Origin of the sequence: Pseudoduganella sp. LjRoot289 (assembly GCF_964252925.1) — a bacterium.
Classification (GTDB): Bacteria; Pseudomonadota; Gammaproteobacteria; order Burkholderiales; family Burkholderiaceae_D; genus Rugamonas.
Genome location: NZ_CAXUPN020000001.1, coordinates 3,101,914 through 3,119,756 on the forward strand (window position 1 = coordinate 3,101,914; position 17,843 = coordinate 3,119,756).

Sequence of the window (17,843 nt, forward strand, 5' to 3'; positions counted from 1 at the left end):
TAAAGTGGCCGCTGCGGAATCGGCAGCGGCAGCGGCCATCCAGCATCAGGCCTCGAGCCAGACGTGCTCGGCGAACGCGAAACCCATGAGGCCGCCCAGCGGGTGGCTGCTGTAGCCCTTGAGCTTGTTGGTGAAGCCATCGACCGAGTGGATAAACATCGGAATCCCGACGCCGCATTGCTCGTGCACCAGCACCTGCATGTCGGCATACATCTGCTTGCGCTTGGCCTCGTTGCTTTCGGCGCGCGCCAGATCCAGCAACTGGTCGAACTGCTCGTTTTTCCAGCCCGACACGTTGGTTGGCGAATTGGACTTGTAGAACAGCGAGAACATCAGGTCGACCGTCGGGCGCGGGCCGATGTTGCCAAAAGACATGGGATGCTTGGCCCAGTGGTTCGACCAGTAGCCGTCCGCCGGCATGCGCTTGATCTCCAGGTTCAGGCCGGCTTTCTGCGCCGATGCTTGCAGAATCTGGGCCATGTCGACCGAACCGCCGGCGGCCGTCGACGCCACCACCGGCAGGGTCATGCCGGCCATGCCGGATTTCTGCAGGTGGAATTTGGCCTTGTCCAGGTCGAGCACGCGTTGCGGCAGGCCGGGGAAATAGAAGCGGCTGGAGGCCTGGACCGGCTGGTCGTTGGCGACGACGCCGAAACCGCGCATGGAGACCTTGCGGATCTGTTCGCGGTCGAGCATGTATTTCATCGCCAGCACGAAGTGGGGATTCTTCACCGGGCCGAGCGTGTCGCGCATGATGATGTCGGTGTAGTGGCCGGTCTTCGATTCGAACAGCGTACAGCCGGACGCTGGGGTAAAACTGGCCGCCGAGCGCGGGTTGATGCCGTTGATCAGCTGCACGTCGCCCGACAGCAAGGCGTTCACGCGCGCCGCCTCGTCGGGAATGGCAAAGTATTCGATTTCATCGAGGTAGGGCTTGCCCGGCTTCCAGTAGTCGTCGTTGCGCACGCCGACCGAGCGCACGCCGGGCTTGAATTCCTTGCACTTGTACGGGCCGGTGCCGACCGCGGTGCTGAAATCGGCCGTTCCGTCCTTGATGATGGAAAAATGGGACGTGGACAGCAGCGCCGGCAGGTCGACATTGGGCGAATTGAGCTTGATCTGGAGCTCGTTCGGGCCGGTCGCCTTGATCTCCTCGAACTCTTCGGCCACGGCCCTGGCCTTGGAGGCGATGGCGGGATTCTTGTGGCGCAGCAGGGAATACACCACGTCCGCCGAGGTCAGCGGTTTGCCGTCATGGAAGTGCACGTCCTTGCGCAGCTTGACTGTCCACAGCGCGCCGTCCGAGGAGCTGATCGATTCGGCCAGCGCCATCTGCGGGGCCAGCTTGGTATCGATGACGGTCAGGCAGTTGTAGAACATATAGTGCCGCACATAGTCGGCCATGCTGCCGCCCTTGGCCGGATCGAGCGTATCCGCAGTCGAGCCGGCGCCGGCCGCGACGCGGATGCGGCCGCCCTTCCTCGGCGTCTGGGCGAAAGCGGCGCCGGGGTAGGTCAGCAGGCCGCCGGCGGTGGAGGCCAGCATGCCGCCCGCCAGCAGCGTGCGCATCACGTCGCGCCGCGAGGTGCCGCGCTGGAAATCGGCGGCCGTGTGGTCGGCGGCGATGTGGTCGGCGGCGATATATTGGTCGGTCCCGGCGTGCTGCGGGTTGACGGTGTCGAATTTCTTGTCGCTCATTTTTTTATCCCTCGAGTCTTGATTAATTGTTCCGGCAACCCAGGCCGATGGCCGGTTGCGGCAGCGTTTTCCAGCGCCTTCCATGTGCTTCGATCATAGTCTCCCCTGCGATCAATGCAGCCAGTCCTGCAAGCGATAATATGCCCCCACGACAGGCAGGAACCACGGCTTGCCGAAATGGCCGGGCACCGCCGGCCACGCCAAGTCGCGCCACGGATTGCCTTCGGGCTTCCCGGCCATGACATCGGCCATCACCTGCCCCATGTGCACGGACATCTGCACCCCATGTCCGCTGTATCCCGTCGAGTAGTACAGTCCGTCGTGCTGTCCCGCGCGCGGCAGGCGGTCGGCGGTCATGTCGACCAGGCCGCCCCAGCAGTAATCGATGCCCACCCCGCCCAGTTCCGGGAACATCTCCTCCATCGCCGCGCGCAGCACGTGGCCGCTCTTCCGGTCCGAACGCGGGTTGGACATCGCGAACCGCGCGCGGCCGCCGAACAGCAAACGGTGGTCGGGCGAGACGCGGAAGTAGTTGCCGATGTTTTTGGAGGTGACGTAGTTGCGGCGCTGCGGCAGCAAACGGTCGAGCACGGCCTTGTCCAGCGGTTCGGTGGCGATGATGAAGCTGCCCACCGAGACCATGCGGCGGCGGAAGTAGGAAAACGGGCCCTCGCGGGAATTGCCTGTCGCCAACAACACCTGGGCCGCATCGATGCTGCCGCGCGCGCTGGTGACGCGGAAGCCGCCCTCGGCACGGCGTTCCAGCGCGGTCACTGGCGCCTGCTCGAAGATGTGGGCGCCGCTGCGCGCGGCGGCGTGCGCCAGCCCCACCCCGAACTTGCCCATATGCATCTGCGCGCTGGTGGTCTGCAGCAGGCCGCCGAAGAACTGGCCGGAACCGACTTCGCTGCGGATATCTGCCGCCGACACCATCTCGACATGCTGATCGACCTCGGCGCGCAGTACTTCGCAGGCGCGCGCCAGCTTGTCGTAGTGCTGCGGCTTGGCGGCCAGCTTCAGCCTGCCGACGCGGGAGAAATCGCAAGCGATGTCCTCCTGCCGCACCAGCTTCTCGACCGTGTCGACCGAGGCCGCGTAAGCCTGGTAGAAGGCGCGCGCCTGTTCCAGTCCGATGCGGCCGGCCAGCGTGGCGAAATCGTGCGCCAGGCCGCTGTTGCAGTGCCCGCCGTTGCGGCCGGAGGCCTCGCCCACGACGCGCCCCGCCTCGAGCACCACCACGGAGGCGCCGCGCCTGGCCAGCGCCAGCGCCGCCGACAAGCCGGTGAAGCCCGCCCCGACGACGACCACGTCGGCACGTCCCGAAACCGGTCCCTGCGCACCGCTGGCGAACACGGGCGCGGTATCGAGCCAATACGATTCCAGTTTCATTTGTGCCTCCTGTCCTGGTGACGTTCCGGGGTCATGCGCATCGCGCTTACAGGCCGACCAGGGCCGGCAGGCCGCCCAGGTTCTTGATTTCGTGCGAACCCCACACCGGCCATGCCGGCTCGTGGCCGCGCGCCACGAAGACCTTGTTCTTGATGCCGACATCGTCCGCCGACAGGTGGTCGTAGCGCATGCTGGACGACACGTGCAGGATGTCCTCCGGGTTGCAGCCCAGCTGGTCGATCATGTATTCGAAGGCGCGCAGGCGCGGCTTGTAGGCGCCGGCCTGCTGCGCGGTGTAGACGCGGTGGAAAGGCGCGCCCAGTTTTTCGACGCTGGCATCGATTTGCGCGTCCATCGCATTCGACAGGATCACCAGCTTGTATTCCTTGGCCAGCAGCGCCAGCGCGTTCGGCACGTCCGCGTGCGGTTGCCAGGTCGGCACCGCGTTGTAGAACTTCAGGCCCTCGTTGTCGCGGTATTCGACACCCCAGCGGCGGCAGGTGCGCTCCACGGAGTTGCACAGCAGCTCATCGTACGGCCGCCAGTCGCCCATCACCTCGTCCAGGCGGTAGCGCGCGAAGTCGGTGGTGAACTGCTGCATGTTCTCGGGAGCGACGCGGTCGGCGAACAGTTCTTCCATCACCTCTTTCATCTGGAAGTTGATCAGCGTTCCGTAGCAATCGAAAGAAATGTATTTTGGCCGCAGGTTGGTAGTCATGGTTAAAGTCCCTTTTATCTGATGAATTCGCGCCGGCGGGGGCTAGGCATCCGCCCGGCGGCTCTGGTCAGGAAGCGCGCTTCCATATGAGTATTACACCACCGCCACCCTGCATGATTCTCTCGTTGTGACAGCGCCAAAAAACATATTCGGCGGCATTTCCGGCGCCGCGCAGCATAAACCGCTGCGGCCGGAAATGCCGGGCGCGCGCCTCAGCTTTCCTGCATAAAATCGACCAGCACGCTCTTGTAGCGCAGGTTCGCCTCGTAGGCCTGGCGGCCCAGATCCTTGCCGATGCCGGAGCGTTTGTAGCCCCCGGTGGGGATGACGAAGTCGGATGTGCGGCCATAGCGGTTGATCCACACCGTGCCCGCCTCGATGCCGCGCGCCATGCGCAGCGCGCGGCCGATATCTGCGGTATGGACGCCGGCGGCCAGGCCGTAGTCGGGATGGTCGGCCAGGGCCAGCGCCTCGTCTTCGCCGTCGAAGACCTGCACCGTGATGACCGGTCCGAAGATTTCCGTCTTCACCGCTTCCATGCCGGCATCGATACCTGCCAGGATGGTCGGCTGGTAGAACGCGCCCTCGTTGCCGGTCGCGATGCGGCCGCCGCCGGCGGCAAGGCGCCCGCCTGCCGCCACCGCGCGCCGCACGACGCCGTCGATGCGCTCCATCTCCCGCAGCGAAATGATGGGACTCATGGTGCTGTCCGGCTCCCAGGTGCTGCCCGCCCTGAGTTCGGAAAAGATCGCGGCCAGGCGCTCGACGAATTGGTCCGCCACCGCGCGCTGCACGATCAGGCGCGAGCCGGCGACGCACACCTGGCCGGCATTGAGCGTAATGGCGCGCGCGACGGTGCGCACCGTCTTTTCCAGGTCGGGCACGTCGGCGAACACCACCTGCGGGCTCTTGCCGCCCAGTTCCAGCGTCACCGACTTGGTGCCGTTTTGCGCGCATGCCGCCATGATGGCCGCGCCGGTGGTGGTAGAGCCGGTGAAGGTCACCTTGGCGATGCGCGAGTGGCGGCACAAGGCGTCGCCGGTCACCCGGCCGTCGCCCTGCACGATATTGAAGATCCCCTTGGGCATGCCTGCCTCGATCGCCAGTTCGGCCAGGCGCAGCACGCTGAACGGCGTCATTTCGGACGGCTTGAGCACCACGGCGTTGCCCGCCGCCAGCGCCGGCGCCACCTTCCACGACGCCATCACCAGTGGCAGATTCCAGGGTGCGATGGCGGCGATGACGCCATAGGGTTCGGCGATGGTCATGCCCAGATGGTCGGAGCGCGTCGGCGCGACATCGCCGCCGATCTTGTCCGCCCACTCGGCGAAGAAGCGTATGCCTTCGGCCGTAAACGGCACGTCCCAGCTCAAGGCATCCTTGGCAGGCCGTGTCGAGCCGATCGCCTCGAGCCGCGCGAGGTAGTGCGCGTCGGCCTCGATCAGGTCGGCCCAGCGGCGCAGGATGCGGGCGCGGTCGCGCGGCGCGCAGCGCGCCCAGTCGCTGGTCTTGAAGGCGCGCCAGGCATCCTGCACCGCCCTGTCCACCATATCGGCGTCCGCCACCGGCAGGCCGGCATAGACCCGGCCATCGGAGGGACGCCTGACGTCCATCGCGTTCGCACTGTCCTCTGAACTGCCCTCTATAAACTGCCCGCCGATAAAATGCGCACTGCGGACTGCAACCTGATCCGGGTCGAAGCGTTCCATCACCTATCCTCTCAATGAATGATACGGACCGGTCCAGACGTGCGGGCCGGTCCTGTTGACTTTGACTGGATTGTAGGGTCGTTCGCCTAGCATATTCTGCGGTTCCCCCACTCCCGGACGGCACAAGCTTTGGTTCTTGGGCCCTGGAAGGGAGATCGTTTCGAATTGCGTTTACCCCGTCGCCAGCCGCATTTTGCTGTGGCATGATGCTCCAATCGACGCCCCTGCAGCAGCAGCGGCGGACCAGGCAGACAAGGAGCAAGGCATGAAAAACCGAAACACACACAGTGCAGTCCAATACCGCAGGATGACGGCGGACGACCTGCCGGCGGTGCACAAGCTGTCGCTGTCGGTGTTGTGGCCGCACCGGCTGGAAGACTGGAAGTTCATCAAGGAACTGGGCGAAGGCATCGTCGCCGAAACCGAATCCGGCATCGTCGGCACCATCATGTGCTGGGTGCATGGCCCCAACTACGCCTCGCTCGGCATGACGATAGTCTCGCCGGACCATAGGCGCGAAGGGATTGCGAATGAACTGTTGTCGCGGATACTGAGGGAAGCCGGCGACCGGACCATCCTGCTGCATACCAACGCAAGCGGCGTGCAGTTTGCCGAGCATGCCGGCTTTGTCCAGAACGGCTGGGTCCATCAGCACCAGGGCAGCGTGTTCCGCGCCCCCTTCGTGGCGCTCGGCGCCGGCGAACGCATCCGGCCCATCGGCCCGCGCGACGAGGCCGCGCTGGCCGACATGGCCAGCCGTTCGACCGGCATGCCGCGCGCCACCGTGATCAAGCACTTGCTCGATGCGGGCGATGCCGTCGCCATCGACCGCTACGGCGAACTGGTCGCCTTCGCCGCCCTGCGCAAATTCGGGCACGGCTACGTGATCGGCCCGGTCGTCGCACCCGACGCCGAGCGCGCCAAAGCCCTGATCGCGCACTGGGCGGGCACACACGCCGGCGCCTTCGTGCGGGTCGACGTGCCGCTCAGCAGTGGCCTCAGTCCCTGGCTCACCGAAATGGGTCTGGTGCAGGTCGAGGAGACAGTGCACGCCATGGTCCGGGGCGAGCCGCCGCGGCCCGACCCGGCCATCACGCGTTACGCACTGCTCAGCCAGTCGCTCGGCTAGCCCCTTCGCCATTCAACGGCGGGCGCCGGAGCGGCCCGCCGCGTATGCAGACACCGCTCCCCTGGTGGGACTTGCCATGTCCCTTCATTCAAGGGCTAACGACTCAAGAGGAACCAGCCATGACTACCCTGACGACCACTGCCATCACATACCGCAGCATGAATGAAAGCGACCTGTCCGCCGCGCACGCGCTGTCGCAAGCCGTGCGCTGGCCGCACCGCCTCGACGACTGGCGCTTCGTCCACCGCCTCGGTCTCGGCTTCCTCGCCGAGGAAGACGGCGCCGTGATCGGCACCGCACTATGCTGGATGCAAGGCGACCGGGATGGTACGCTGGGAATGATCATCGTGTCCCCGGATTACCAGGGCAAAGGCATAGGCCGCAAACTGATGCAGCTGGTGCTGGCCGAACTCGGCGACCGCTGCACCCGGCTCATCGCCACGCCGGCCGGGCAGCCGCTCTATGAAAACCTGGGCTTCCAGGCCACCGGCGCCATTCACCAGCACCAAGGCACGATGGCGGCCACCGTCCCCGTCGCGCTGCAGCGGGGCGACAAGGTCCGCCCTTCCGAACCGGCCGACATCGCAAAGATGATCGAACTGGCGAACCGCGGCAGCGGCATGGAGCGCGGCAGCGTGCTGAAACAGCTGGTCCTCGTGGCCGAGGGCGCCGTGCTGGAACGCGGCGGAGAGCTCGCCGGCTTCTCCATGCTGCGCCGTTTCGGGCGCGGCTACGCCATCGGGCCGGTAGTGGCTCCAGACAGCGCAAGCGCCAAGGCCCTGATCGCGCACTGGTCCGATGTCTGCGCCGGCACCTTCGTGCGCGTGGACGTGACCGGCGACAGCGGCCTGGGTGCCTGGCTCGCGGAGGCGGGGCTGGCCCAGGTGGACGCGGGGGTGGCCATGACCCGCAACGGCTTGCCGCCGCAGGACGGAACAGTCCGGCAGTTCGCCATTATCAACCAGGCGCTGTGCTGAACCATCTCAGCCATATGACGCGGGGCTGATCAGTAGCCCCGCGCCGCGGCGCCTATCGGGTCTGGCGCAGCTGCGCCAGGATGGCCGGATTTTCCAGCGTCGACACGTCCTGCGTGATCGTCTCGCCCTTGGCCAACACCCTCAACAGCCGCCGCATGATCTTGCCCGAGCGCGTCTTCGGCAGGTTGTCGCCAAACCGGATCTCTTTCGGCTTGGCGATCGGCCCGATCTCTTTACCTACCCAGTTGCGCAACTCGAGCGCCAGCCGCTTGGCTTCCTCGCCCGTCGGACGAAGGGCTGGCGCCACGCAATGTTCTCGCGCGCCAGTCGCGCCCAGTAGCCTTCGTAGTCCTGCTCCGCCTCGGCGCAGAGCGCCTTGTAGGCGTCCATGCCGGAGATGGCCGCTTGCGCAACGAATTCGGCGGGCGGATGAAAAAGACGATTTTCCTGCTTTGGTGCGTCGATGTCGGACATGGGTTCTCCTTGAGAGTCGTTGAAATGCGGTCAGGTGCGGTCCTGGAATGCGGGCAGCGCGACGCGGGCGGCGCTGACAGCGCCGACGGCGGGACTGGCGGGCGCGGGCGTGGAACCGCGCTCCAGCTTGAAGACGGTCACCAGCTCGTTCAGCTTGAGCGCCTGGCCGCGCAGGGATTCGGACGCGCCGGCGGCATCGTCCACCAGCTCGGCGTTGCGCTGCGCGACCTGGTCGACGCGATGGATCGCAAGGCTGATCTGGTCTATGCCCGCGGTCTGCCGTTCGCTGGCGGCCGCGATGCCGCTGACGATGTGCGTGACGCGGCCGACGCTGTCCATGATGGCGTCCATCGCCACACCCGCCTGGTTCACCAGTTGCGCGCCCACTGCTATCCCGCCGACCGAATCGTCGATCAGGGCCTTGATTTCCCGGGCCGCGCCGGCGGAGCGCTGCGCCAGGTTGCGCACCTCGCTGGCGACAACGGCAAAGCCGCGTCCCTGTTCGCCGGCGCGGGCCGCCTCGACCGCCGCGTTCAACGCCAGGATGTTGGTCTGGAAAGCGATGCCGTCGATCACGCCGATGATGTCGACGATCTTCTTTGCCGACGCATTGATCGTTTCCATTTTGCGCACCGCGTCGGCCACGACGACGCCGCCCCGCTGGGCGGTTTCGGACGCGGAAGCGACCAGCCGGTTCGCGTCGCGCGCGCTGTCGGCGTTCTGCTTCACGGTCGCTGCCACCGATTCCATCGATTCCGCAGTCTCCTTCAGGGACCACACCTGCTGCTCGGTCTGGGCGCGCATATCCAGGTTGCCGGAGGCGACCTGCGTGGAAGCGGCACCGATCGTCAATGCCGCCGTGTTGATCTGTCCTATGGTCTGTGTCAGATTGCACTGCATCGCATGCATGGCGGCCAGCAGGCTGCACTCGTCCCCGGCGCGCAGGGCGACGCGCGCGCTCAGGTCGCCGGCGGCGATGCGCCGGACGATATCGGCGGCATATGCCGGTTCACCTCCCAGGTCGCGGTAGATATTGCGGATCAGGATGGTGCCGAACAGCGCGGCGGCCAGCGTGCCCAGCGCGATGGCCGCCGCCGCGCTGTTGCGCAGCACCGCATAGCGCGCGACGGCATCCTCATACTCGCCCTTGGCCCCCTCCACCTGCAGCCGTCGCAAGGCCTCTATGCCCTGTTCGGCCCCGGACGACAGCTTGCCCACGCGCTCCTGCGCGGTCTTGGCCGCATCGACATCGCCGCTGCGCAAGGCGGCGATGGCCGGCTGTAGACCCTCTGCTGCCACCTTCGCCCAGGCGTCGCCGAACTGCACGGCCAGGCGCTTTTCCGCCGGCACGGCCACGGAGGGACGATAGGCCTTCCACCTGCGGTCGATCTCGGCGGCGTTCTTCTCCATCCGCGCCGACTCCACCTTGATGTCGACAGCCGGATCGTTAATCGCGAGCGACAGCGACAAGCGGTTTTGCAGCATCAGCGCATCGATGCGGGATACCAGTTCCAATACCAGGGCGCGGTCCTCGTACACCGCCTTCAGGCCCTCGTTGGCGCGCTGCATGCCATGCAGCCCCAGTGCGCCGATGGCGACGGTCAGGATGACCAGGAAGGTGATCACGATGATCAGGCGGGATTTGATGGTGACATTCATAGGATTCCTCTGATGGTGTATAGCTGCTTGCCGGCTGCGGGGAGTATGGCACCGGGTGTGCGGCAGAAAATGCCGAATGCCTCCCAAATACACAACTTACGATGCTTTCCGGGCCCTTCCGCGCAAGCTATCGCTACCACCTTCTGGCTAACATGATGGCGTGTCATTCGACGGCGCGCAGGCGGCAAGCGGGGCGATCGACGGCCCGCGCTGCCAGCGCTGATTCAACCCACATCAATGGACTCTCATCATGCAAAACAAGCATCTCGTCGCGCTGGACCGCGACCACCTGATCCACCCGCTGGTCAACTACCGCGCCCATGAAGAACGGGGCGTGACGATACTCGAGTCGGGGCACGGCGCCTTCTTGCGGGACGCGCAGGGCAATGAACTGCTGGACGCGTTCTCCGGCCTGTGGTGTGTGAACGTGGGCTACGGCCAGCTAAGCGTGGTCAAGGCCGCCGCCGAACAAATGGCCAAGCTGCCCTACGCCACCGGCTACTTCCACTACGGCTCCGAGCCGGCGATCCGCCTGGCCGCGCGCCTGGTGGAACTGGCGCCGGCCTCGCTGCGCCACGTGTACTTCACGCTCGGCGGTTCCGATGCGAACGATTCCGCGATCCGCTTCATCACCCACTACTACAACTCGACCGGCCGCCCGCAAAAGAAGCAGTTCATCTCGCTCGAACGCGGCTACCACGGCTCGTCCACGCAAGGCGCCGGCCTGACCGCCTTGCAGGTGTTCCACAACAATTTCGACGTGCCGCTGCCCAGCCAGCACAAGATTCCCTCGCCCTACCCATACCGCAACTCTGCCGGCTCCGATGCGGAAACCGTCATCCGCAGCTCGGTCGAAGCCTTGCGCGCCAAGGTGCGCGAGCTGGGCCAGGACAACGTGGCCGCCTTCTTCTGCGAACCGATACAGGGTTCCGGCGGCGTGATCGTGCCGCCCAAGGGCTGGCTCAAGGCGCTGCGCGACACCTGCCGCGAACTCGACATCCTGTTCGTGGTCGACGAGGTCATCACCGGCTTTGGCCGCACCGGTCCGATGTTCGCCTGCGAAGCCGAGGGCGTGGAACCCGACCTGATGATGGTGGCAAAGGGCTTGACGGCCGGGTATGCGCCCATGGGCGCGGTGCTGATGTCGGACCAGGTTTACCAGGGCATCGCCGACGGCGTGGCGCCGGGCGTGCCGGTCGGCCACGGGTATACTTATTCCGCGCACCCTGTCAGCGCCGCCATCGGGCTCGAAGTGCTGCGCCTGTACACCGAAGGCGGCCTGCTCGCGAACGGCATCGCCATGGCACCGCACTTCGAGGAAGGCTTGCGCGGCCTGCGCCAGCATCCGCTGGTGGGCGAGGCGCGCAGCCGGGGCCTGCTCGGCGCGCTCGAACTGGTCGCGGACAAGGCAGGCAAGACCCGCTTCGACCCGGCGCTCAAGCTCAGCGAGCGCATCACCGAGGCTGCCTACCGCAACCGCGTGGTGTTCCGCGCCTTCGGCGACAACGTGCTCGGCTTCGCCCCCGCCCTGTGCTATACGGCGGCCGACTTCGAACTGCTGTTCGAACGCCTGAAGAAAACGCTCGACGACGTGCTCGACCAGCCAGAGGTGCGGCAAGCGCTCGAATAATCATAACGCCATCTGCGGTAAATCCCTCTATGCCAACTGGGTATTGCCTGATAACATGTAAATTGGTAGCGACGGATTTTTTAACAGAAAATGGCGAACCATGATGCTTCCTGACGCACTCAAGCTGGACCGGATCGACATCCGCATCCTCAGTCATCTGCAACGCAACGGCCGGGTTACCAACGTCGACCTGGCCGATGCGGTCGGCTTGTCGCCCAGCCCCTGCCTGATCCGGGTCAAGCGCCTGGAGAAGGCGGGCTACATCAGCGGATACGGCGCCCACCTGCAACTCGAGAAGCTGGGCGACGTGCAGGTGGTGTTCACCCAGGTGACGCTATCGGACCACCGCCGGGAAGACTTCGCCAAGTTCGAGGCTGCGATCCGCAGCATCGACGAGATCGTCGAATGCCACCTGGTCAGCGGCGGCTTCGACTATCTGCTCAAGTTTGTCACGCGCAGCGTGAGCCATTACCACAGCATCGCCGAGGATGTGCTCAGGCAGAGCATCAACATCGAGAAATACTTCAGCTACATCGTGATCCAGTCGCCCTTCATCAAGAACCACTATCCGATCGAGAAGCTGTTCCCCCACCAGTGACGGCGCCGCGCCGTACGCGCCGCCCTGCCCCGCCGCACAACATGCCAAACCAGCACGCGAAAACGCCATCACCCGCGTTTTCGACGCTGTATTACGCATCTTCCCGCTGATGAGTCCAGCCTAAGATAAGACATTTACTGGACACCTCGAAATACCCCCGCAAGCCATACGCCACATGCTCGGAGGCATAGTATGGATTCCCGCGTGCGCGGGAATGACAAGTTGGCGGTTATTTGAGGTAGCCTTATCTTCAAGGAGCTATCTTCATGAATGCACAGTCCCACCATGCCGCCGCCATGCCCGACGGCGGCCGGGAAGTACTACCCGGCTACCCGATTGAAGTCGCTTTTCCGGACATCGTTTGCTACGCCGAAGGCAACGCCGGCATCCCCTACGCCTACAGCTTCGACAGCGGCCTGCCCGGGCCGCACGTGATGGTCGCCGCGCTCACGCACGGCAACGAAGTGTGCGGCGCCATCGCCGTCAAGGGTTTGCTCGATCTCGGCATCCGGCCGCGCAAAGGCAGGCTGACGCTGGTGTTCGCCAACGCCGAGGCCTACCAGCGCTTCGATCCGGCCCATCCGGACGCGTCGCGCTTCATCGACCAGGACTTCAACCGCGTCTGGACCGCCGCGGTGCTCGACGATGCCGCGCTCGACTCGTCCGAGCTGCGCCGGGCGCGCGCCTTGCGCCCGCTGGTCGACACGGTCGACTTCCTGCTCGACCTGCATTCCATGCACGAACGCTCGGCGCCGCTGTCCGTGAGCGGTCCGCTGGACAAGGGCATCGCCATGGCGCGCGAGCTCGGCGCGCCCGGCTGGATCGTCAGCGACGAGGGACACCCGGAAGGCCGGCGCATGCGCGACTATGCCGGCTTCGGCGATCCGGGCAGCGCAAAAAACGCCGTGCTGGTCGAATGCGGCCAGCATTGGGAGGCCGCGGCGGCCGATGTCGCCAGGGACGTGACGGCGCGCTTCCTGGTCCTGCACGGCATCGCCGAGGCGGCGGACCTGCCGCCCGCATGGCGTCAAGCGCAATCCGCCGCCGCGGTTACAGCCCCGCGCGTGGTCCGGGTCACCGAGCCCGTGCTTGCGTCCAGCATGGACTTCCGCTTCGCCGGCAACTACACCGGGCTGGAGACGTTTCCTGAAGCAGGCTCCGTCATCGGCTGGCGCGACGGCGTAGCGGTGCAGACGCCCTACCCCAACTGCGTCCTCGTCATGCCCTCCCTGCGCCAGCTCCGCCCCGGCGTGACCGTGGTGCGCCTCGGGCAGCTGCTGGCCTGACCGGCACAACATGCCGAACGCGCGCGAAATACGCAATTTCCGCCGTTTTCGCCGCCACCGCTTGCGCATTCCCGCCGCGCAAGCGGAACTAAGATGATACCAACGCAAGCGCACAAGCGTGCCAGCGCGTCCCCATCGCGTACTTCCACCTAAGGACTATTCACCATGCCACTGACTCTTACCCGCAGCGACCTGCTCCAGCAGCAGAATTTCATCAACGGCCGTTGGTGCGACGGCATCGGCAGCACCCGCCATGAGGTTGCCGACCCGGCCACCGGCGCCGCCTTCGCCAGCGTGCCGGACAGCGGCGCGGCCGACGCGCAAGCGGCGACCGCCGCCGCGCAAGCCGCGTTCGACGGCTGGCGCGCGCTGCCGGCGCGCGACAGGGCACGCTTCCTCAAGCGCTGGAACGCGCTGATCGTCGCCAATACCGAAGACCTCGCGAAGATCATCTCGCGCGAACAAGGCAAGCCGCTGGCGGAAGCGCGCGGAGAAGTCGCTTACGGCAGCGCGTACGTGGAATGGTTTTCCGAAGAGGCGGTCCGGACCTACGGCGAGATCATTCCGGAACAGGTGCGCGGCAAGAAGATGATGGCGACCAGGGAAGCCGTTGGCGTCGTCGCCGCGATCACCCCGTGGAACTTCCCGCTGGCGATGATCGCCCGCAAGATCGCCCCTGCTCTGGCGGCGGGCTGCACCGTCATCGCCAAGCCGGCGGAGGATACGCCGCTGACGGCCCTGGCGCTGGTCAAGCTGGCCGAGGAAGCCGGCATTCCGCCGGGCGTGCTCAATATCGTCACCTCCTCGCGCGAGAAGGTTGCGGAAGTCGTCGGCGCGTGGCTGGCCGACTCCAGGGTACGCAAGGTGACCTTCACCGGTTCGACGGCGGTCGGCAAACACCTGGCGCGCGAGTCCGCCGGCACCTTGAAGCGCTTGTCGCTCGAACTCGGCGGCAATGCGCCCTTCATCGTGTTCGACGACGCCGACCTCGACGCGGCGGTCGGCGGCCTGATGGCGGCCAAGTTCCGCAACGGCGGGCAGACTTGCGTGTCCCCGAACCGCGTCTACGTGCACCACGCCGTCTATGCCGAATTCGCGCAGCGGCTCTCGGCCCGCATCGAAGCGCTGCGCATGGGCCCGGCCAGTCGCGAGGACTCGCAAATCGGCCCGATGATCAACAGCCGCGCCGTGGACAAGATCGAAAGCCATGTGCAGGACGCCCTGGCCCGCGGCGGCAAGCTGCTGCTTGGCGGCAAGCGGGTAAGGAACAATGTCGCCGACGGCCCCAACTACTTCGCGCCGACGGTGATCGCCGAGGCCAACCACGACATGGCGCTGGCCTCCGAAGAGACCTTCGGTCCCGTCGTTGCGCTGTTCCGTTTCTCGGACGAAGAAGAGGTGCTCCGCCTCGCCAACGACACGCCTTTCGGCCTGGCCGCCTACTTCTATACGCGCGACATCGTGCGCGTGTCGCGCGTCGCCGAGCGGCTGCAGACCGGCATCGTCGGCATCAACGAAGGTGCGCTGGCTTCCGAAGCAGCGCCTTTCGGCGGCGTCAAGGAGTCGGGCTATGGCCGCGAAGGTTCCAGCCACGGCCTGGACGACTACATGCAAACCAAATACCAGTGCCAGGGCGGCCTTGCCTAAACGCGGGCCCGCCCCTCGCGGGGCAGCACTTAAGCGAGACCGTCCCGCACTCCTGCGCCTGTCTCCCTTCGGGGAGCAGGCGCTTTTTTAATATAGGGCACCTCGAAATACCTGTCGTTCCCGCGCAGGCGGAAACCCATACTTCGCATGTTCAAAGGCGTAGCATGGATTCACGCGGGGGTGCCGAGCCCTGCGCGGGAATGACAAATTGGGAACGCAGCATGCCCGTGAAAATCACGGGCATGCTGCGTTCAGACTGCTACGGCCTTGAGCCGGTCAGAACTTGTGGCGAATGCCGAAGTCGACGCGGTTGGCGTCGTTCAGGTTGACGTGGCCGTAGGAGGTGTACAGCGAAGTGCGTTTGGACAGGTCGTAGGTGTAGCCGACCGCGAACTGCGACATGTCGACATTGGCACGCATGCGGTCATTGCGGCGGTTGTAGGAAGCCAGCACACGGCCGGCGCCCACCGGCACCGTCACGCCCAGCAGCACATCGCTGGCATCGACGGTCTGCAGTCCGGCGGCGTCCGTTTTCTGTTGGTCGATGCCGAAGTGCAGCTTCGCCATGCCAAAGTCATAGCTGCCGCCGACGAACGCCAGCCTGGCGGTGCCCGTGCCGGCGACATCGTTGATGTTCTGGTAGCCCAACACGGCCTTCAGCGGGCCCGTGCCGTAGGTGAATGCCGTGCTGATCTGCCGGTTGGCCGATGCGTTGCCGGCCACTTCGCCCAGGGAATAGGCCACGTCGGCTGTCACGCCGGCTATCGTGTGCTTATAGAACACCGCGTTCTGCATGCGGATATCGATGGCATTGAAGATATTGCGGCCGAAGAACGCGCCGGCGGCCCCGCTCATGCCGTCCTCGAAGGGATCGATCACATCCGTCAGCAAGCAGTAGGTCGGCGTCCAGGAACGGCCGAACCTGACGGTGCCGAAATCGCCCTTGAAGCCCACCCATGAATGGCGGCCGAACAAGCGCCCGCCCTGGCCCAGATTGCCGGTGTCCGGGCTGAAGCCGTTTTCAAGCTGGTAGACAACCGACAGGCCGTTGCCCAGGTCTTCAGTACCCCGGAAGCCGAGGCGCGAGCCGTACCAGCCGCCGCTGTCGACACCCCAGCGGGTAGGGGCGACATCGGATTTCGAATAGACCGTGCCTATGTTGACTATGCCGTAAATGGTGGTGTTCGACTGCGCGGAAGCGGCGGCGGCAAAGGTGCCGAAAACTGCCAGCGCGAGCAAGGACTTCTTCATGTGGTTCTCCCGTTATTTGTTTTGAAAGCAGCGCAGGCGGATCTAAAAAACATCGGCTTCTTTGGGCTTTTGCACACCTGCGCCACCTACATAATTTAACGGTACCTCTGCCACACAATTCGTCGAAAGACGGCATGCCCACAGCAAGAAAGCAGCGAATTGGGCATCGCTGGCAATCGAATATGCTGCGCTCGTTCCGGGTCGAAAAATATACAGCTTGACACTGACGAGACCCACACATAACATACAACTAAACAGATTTCATACAGCTTTAGCACAGTTTTACCGCGGCACGATATGAAGCACCTACCTACAACAGGAGACAACAATGACAAATTCGGGAAACCCCACCGCCGGCTTGGGCGGTCTGGGCGCAACTTCTTCAAGCGCTGAACAATCGGCCGTGTACCGCAAGGTCACATGGCGCATCATCCCCTTCCTCATGCTGTGCTACGTGGTGGCCTATCTGGACCGGGTCAACGTCGGCTTCGCCAAGCTGCAGATGCTGCACGACCTGCGGTTCAGCGACACCGTGTTCGGCCTCGGCGCCGGCGTGTTCTTCCTCGGCTATTTCCTGTTCGAGGTGCCCAGCAACGTCATCCTGCACAAGGTCGGCGCGCGCGTCTGGATCGCCCGCATCATGCTCACCTGGGCCGTCATTTCCGGCTGTTTCATGTTCGTCGAAACGCCGGCCTCCTTCTACCTCATGCGCTTCCTGCTCGGCCTGGCCGAAGCGGGCTTCTTCCCCGGCATCATCCTGTACCTGACCTACTGGTTCCCGGCCGCGCGCCGCTCGCGCATCATCGCCACCTTCATGACGGCCATTCCTCTCTCGGGCGTGATCGGCGGCCCGCTGTCGGGCTGGATCATGGAGTCCTTCACCGGCGTGCATGGCATGACGGGCTGGCAGTGGATGTTCGTGCTCGAAGCGATTCCCGCCGTGATACTGGGCGTAGCGGTGCTGCTTTACCTGGACGACGGCATCCGCTCGGCCAAGTGGCTCACCGAGGGCGAAAAGCGCGTGCTGGAGCAAGGCATTGCGCAGGACGTCGCAGGCAAGGCGGTCCATCCCTCGCTGGGAGCGCTGTTCTCCGACCGCCGCGTGTGGCTGATGGCGCTGATCTATTTCTGCTGCGTGATGGGCCAGTACGGCCTGACTTTCTGGATGCCCAGCCTGATCAAGACGGCCGGCATCACCGGCGTCCTCAATGTGGGCATGTTCACCGCCATTCCTTATTCGGCGGCGGTGGTGGCCATGCTGCTGCTGGGCCGTAGTTCGGACAAGCAGCGCGAACGCCGCTGGCACCTGGTCACGCCTATGCTGATGGGCGCCGTCGGCCTGGTCGGCAGCGCGCTGGCCGGCACCAACCACACCGGCGTGGCCATCGCCTTCCTGTCGCTTGCCGCCGCCGGCGTACTGGCCTCGGCGCCGCTGTTCTGGAGCCTGCCGACTTCCTTCCTCAACGGTGTGGCGGCCGCCGCCGGCATCGCCGCCATCAACTCGGTCGGCAACCTGGCCGGCTTCGCCAGCCCCTACCTGATCGGCGTCATCAAGGACGCCACCCAGTCGACCGACATCGCCCTGTACGTGCTGGCCGGCGTGCTGGTGAGCGGTGCGGCGCTGGTGCTGAGCGTGCCGGCCAGGCTGGTGAACCGCTGATCCCCTTTTCATTCTTAT

Annotated in this window: 14 protein-coding genes and 1 pseudogene; 7 read left to right on the top strand and 8 right to left on the bottom strand. The window is 65.2% G+C overall.

What is annotated here, in order from left to right; genetic code table 11:
- Positions 1 to 45: 45 nt before the first annotated feature.
- The 4 genes from ACSQ8Y_RS13050 to ACSQ8Y_RS13065 all read right to left on the bottom strand — a co-directional run bounded on the left by ACSQ8Y_RS13050 (position 46) and on the right by ACSQ8Y_RS13065 (position 5,514).
- Positions 46 to 1,698, bottom strand: coding sequence for an ABC transporter substrate-binding protein (locus ACSQ8Y_RS13050; RefSeq protein WP_436266902.1), 1,653 nt, complete (start codon positions 1,696 to 1,698; stop codon positions 46 to 48).
- 111 nt (positions 1,699 to 1,809) lie between these two features.
- Positions 1,810 to 3,087 (bottom strand): NAD(P)/FAD-dependent oxidoreductase, encoded by a 1,278-nt coding sequence (locus tag ACSQ8Y_RS13055; RefSeq protein WP_436266903.1) that lies wholly within the window; start codon positions 3,085 to 3,087, stop codon positions 1,810 to 1,812.
- A 46-nt stretch (positions 3,088 to 3,133) separates the two neighbouring features.
- Complete coding sequence (locus tag ACSQ8Y_RS13060) at positions 3,134 to 3,805, bottom strand: haloacid dehalogenase type II (protein ID WP_436266904.1); 672 nt, start codon at positions 3,803 to 3,805, stop codon at positions 3,134 to 3,136.
- Positions 3,806 to 4,017: 212 nt separating this feature from the next.
- Positions 4,018 to 5,514, bottom strand: a complete 1,497-nt coding sequence (locus ACSQ8Y_RS13065; protein WP_436266905.1) for an aldehyde dehydrogenase family protein — start codon at positions 5,512 to 5,514, stop codon at positions 4,018 to 4,020.
- 265 nt (positions 5,515 to 5,779) lie between these two features.
- On the opposite strand from ACSQ8Y_RS13065, the gene ACSQ8Y_RS13070 reads away from it, so the two are divergent.
- Positions 5,780 to 6,643: a GNAT family N-acetyltransferase gene (locus ACSQ8Y_RS13070; protein ID WP_436266906.1), complete on the top strand. Its 864-nt coding sequence runs from the start codon at positions 5,780 to 5,782 to the stop codon at positions 6,641 to 6,643.
- A 119-nt stretch (positions 6,644 to 6,762) separates the two neighbouring features.
- A complete protein-coding gene (locus ACSQ8Y_RS13075; RefSeq protein WP_436266907.1) occupies positions 6,763 to 7,620 on the top strand; it encodes a GNAT family N-acetyltransferase in 858 nt (285 codons plus the stop codon).
- 52 nt (positions 7,621 to 7,672) lie between these two features.
- On the opposite strand, the pseudogene ACSQ8Y_RS13080 reads toward ACSQ8Y_RS13075, so the two are convergent.
- From ACSQ8Y_RS13080 to ACSQ8Y_RS13090, 3 genes and pseudogenes are all read right to left on the bottom strand, one after another.
- A pseudogene (locus tag ACSQ8Y_RS13080) lies at positions 7,673 to 7,912 on the bottom strand (AMP-binding enzyme); the annotation flags it as partial.
- Positions 7,858 to 8,094 carry an acetyl-coenzyme A synthetase N-terminal domain-containing protein gene (locus ACSQ8Y_RS13085; protein WP_436266908.1) on the bottom strand — a complete coding sequence of 79 codons (237 nt, stop codon included), beginning with the start codon at positions 8,092 to 8,094 and terminating at the stop codon, positions 7,858 to 7,860. The pseudogene ACSQ8Y_RS13080 and the gene ACSQ8Y_RS13085, both read right to left, overlap by 55 nt.
- Positions 8,095 to 8,124: 30 nt before the next feature.
- Positions 8,125 to 9,753, bottom strand: coding sequence for a methyl-accepting chemotaxis protein (locus ACSQ8Y_RS13090; protein ID WP_436266909.1), 1,629 nt, complete (start codon positions 9,751 to 9,753; stop codon positions 8,125 to 8,127).
- A 250-nt stretch (positions 9,754 to 10,003) separates the two neighbouring features.
- Here ACSQ8Y_RS13090 and ACSQ8Y_RS13095 point away from each other — a divergent pair, with 250 nt between their 5' ends.
- The 4 genes from ACSQ8Y_RS13095 to ACSQ8Y_RS13110 all read left to right on the top strand — a co-directional run bounded on the left by ACSQ8Y_RS13095 (position 10,004) and on the right by ACSQ8Y_RS13110 (position 14,914).
- A complete protein-coding gene (locus tag ACSQ8Y_RS13095; RefSeq protein ID WP_436266910.1) occupies positions 10,004 to 11,383 on the top strand; it encodes an aspartate aminotransferase family protein in 1,380 nt (459 codons plus the stop codon).
- A 100-nt stretch (positions 11,384 to 11,483) separates the two neighbouring features.
- Entirely contained in the window at positions 11,484 to 11,981 is a 498-nt protein-coding gene (locus tag ACSQ8Y_RS13100) for an Lrp/AsnC family transcriptional regulator (protein WP_436266912.1), read from the top strand.
- A 296-nt stretch (positions 11,982 to 12,277) separates the two neighbouring features.
- Positions 12,278 to 13,267 carry a succinylglutamate desuccinylase gene (locus ACSQ8Y_RS13105; protein ID WP_436269814.1) on the top strand — a complete coding sequence of 330 codons (990 nt, stop codon included), beginning with the start codon at positions 12,278 to 12,280 and terminating at the stop codon, positions 13,265 to 13,267.
- Between the two features lie 165 nt (positions 13,268 to 13,432).
- Positions 13,433 to 14,914, top strand: a complete 1,482-nt coding sequence (locus tag ACSQ8Y_RS13110) for an NAD-dependent succinate-semialdehyde dehydrogenase (RefSeq protein ID WP_436266913.1) — start codon at positions 13,433 to 13,435, stop codon at positions 14,912 to 14,914.
- 276 nt (positions 14,915 to 15,190) lie between these two features.
- On the opposite strand, the gene ACSQ8Y_RS13115 is transcribed toward ACSQ8Y_RS13110, so the two are convergent.
- Complete coding sequence (locus ACSQ8Y_RS13115) at positions 15,191 to 16,165, bottom strand: porin (RefSeq protein ID WP_436266914.1); 975 nt, start codon at positions 16,163 to 16,165, stop codon at positions 15,191 to 15,193.
- 328 nt (positions 16,166 to 16,493) lie between these two features.
- Between ACSQ8Y_RS13115 and ACSQ8Y_RS13120 the strand changes: the two genes are divergently transcribed.
- Positions 16,494 to 17,825 carry an MFS transporter gene (locus ACSQ8Y_RS13120; protein WP_436266915.1) on the top strand — a complete coding sequence of 444 codons (1,332 nt, stop codon included), beginning with the start codon at positions 16,494 to 16,496 and terminating at the stop codon, positions 17,823 to 17,825.
- The last annotated feature ends 18 nt before the right edge of the window (positions 17,826 to 17,843 follow it).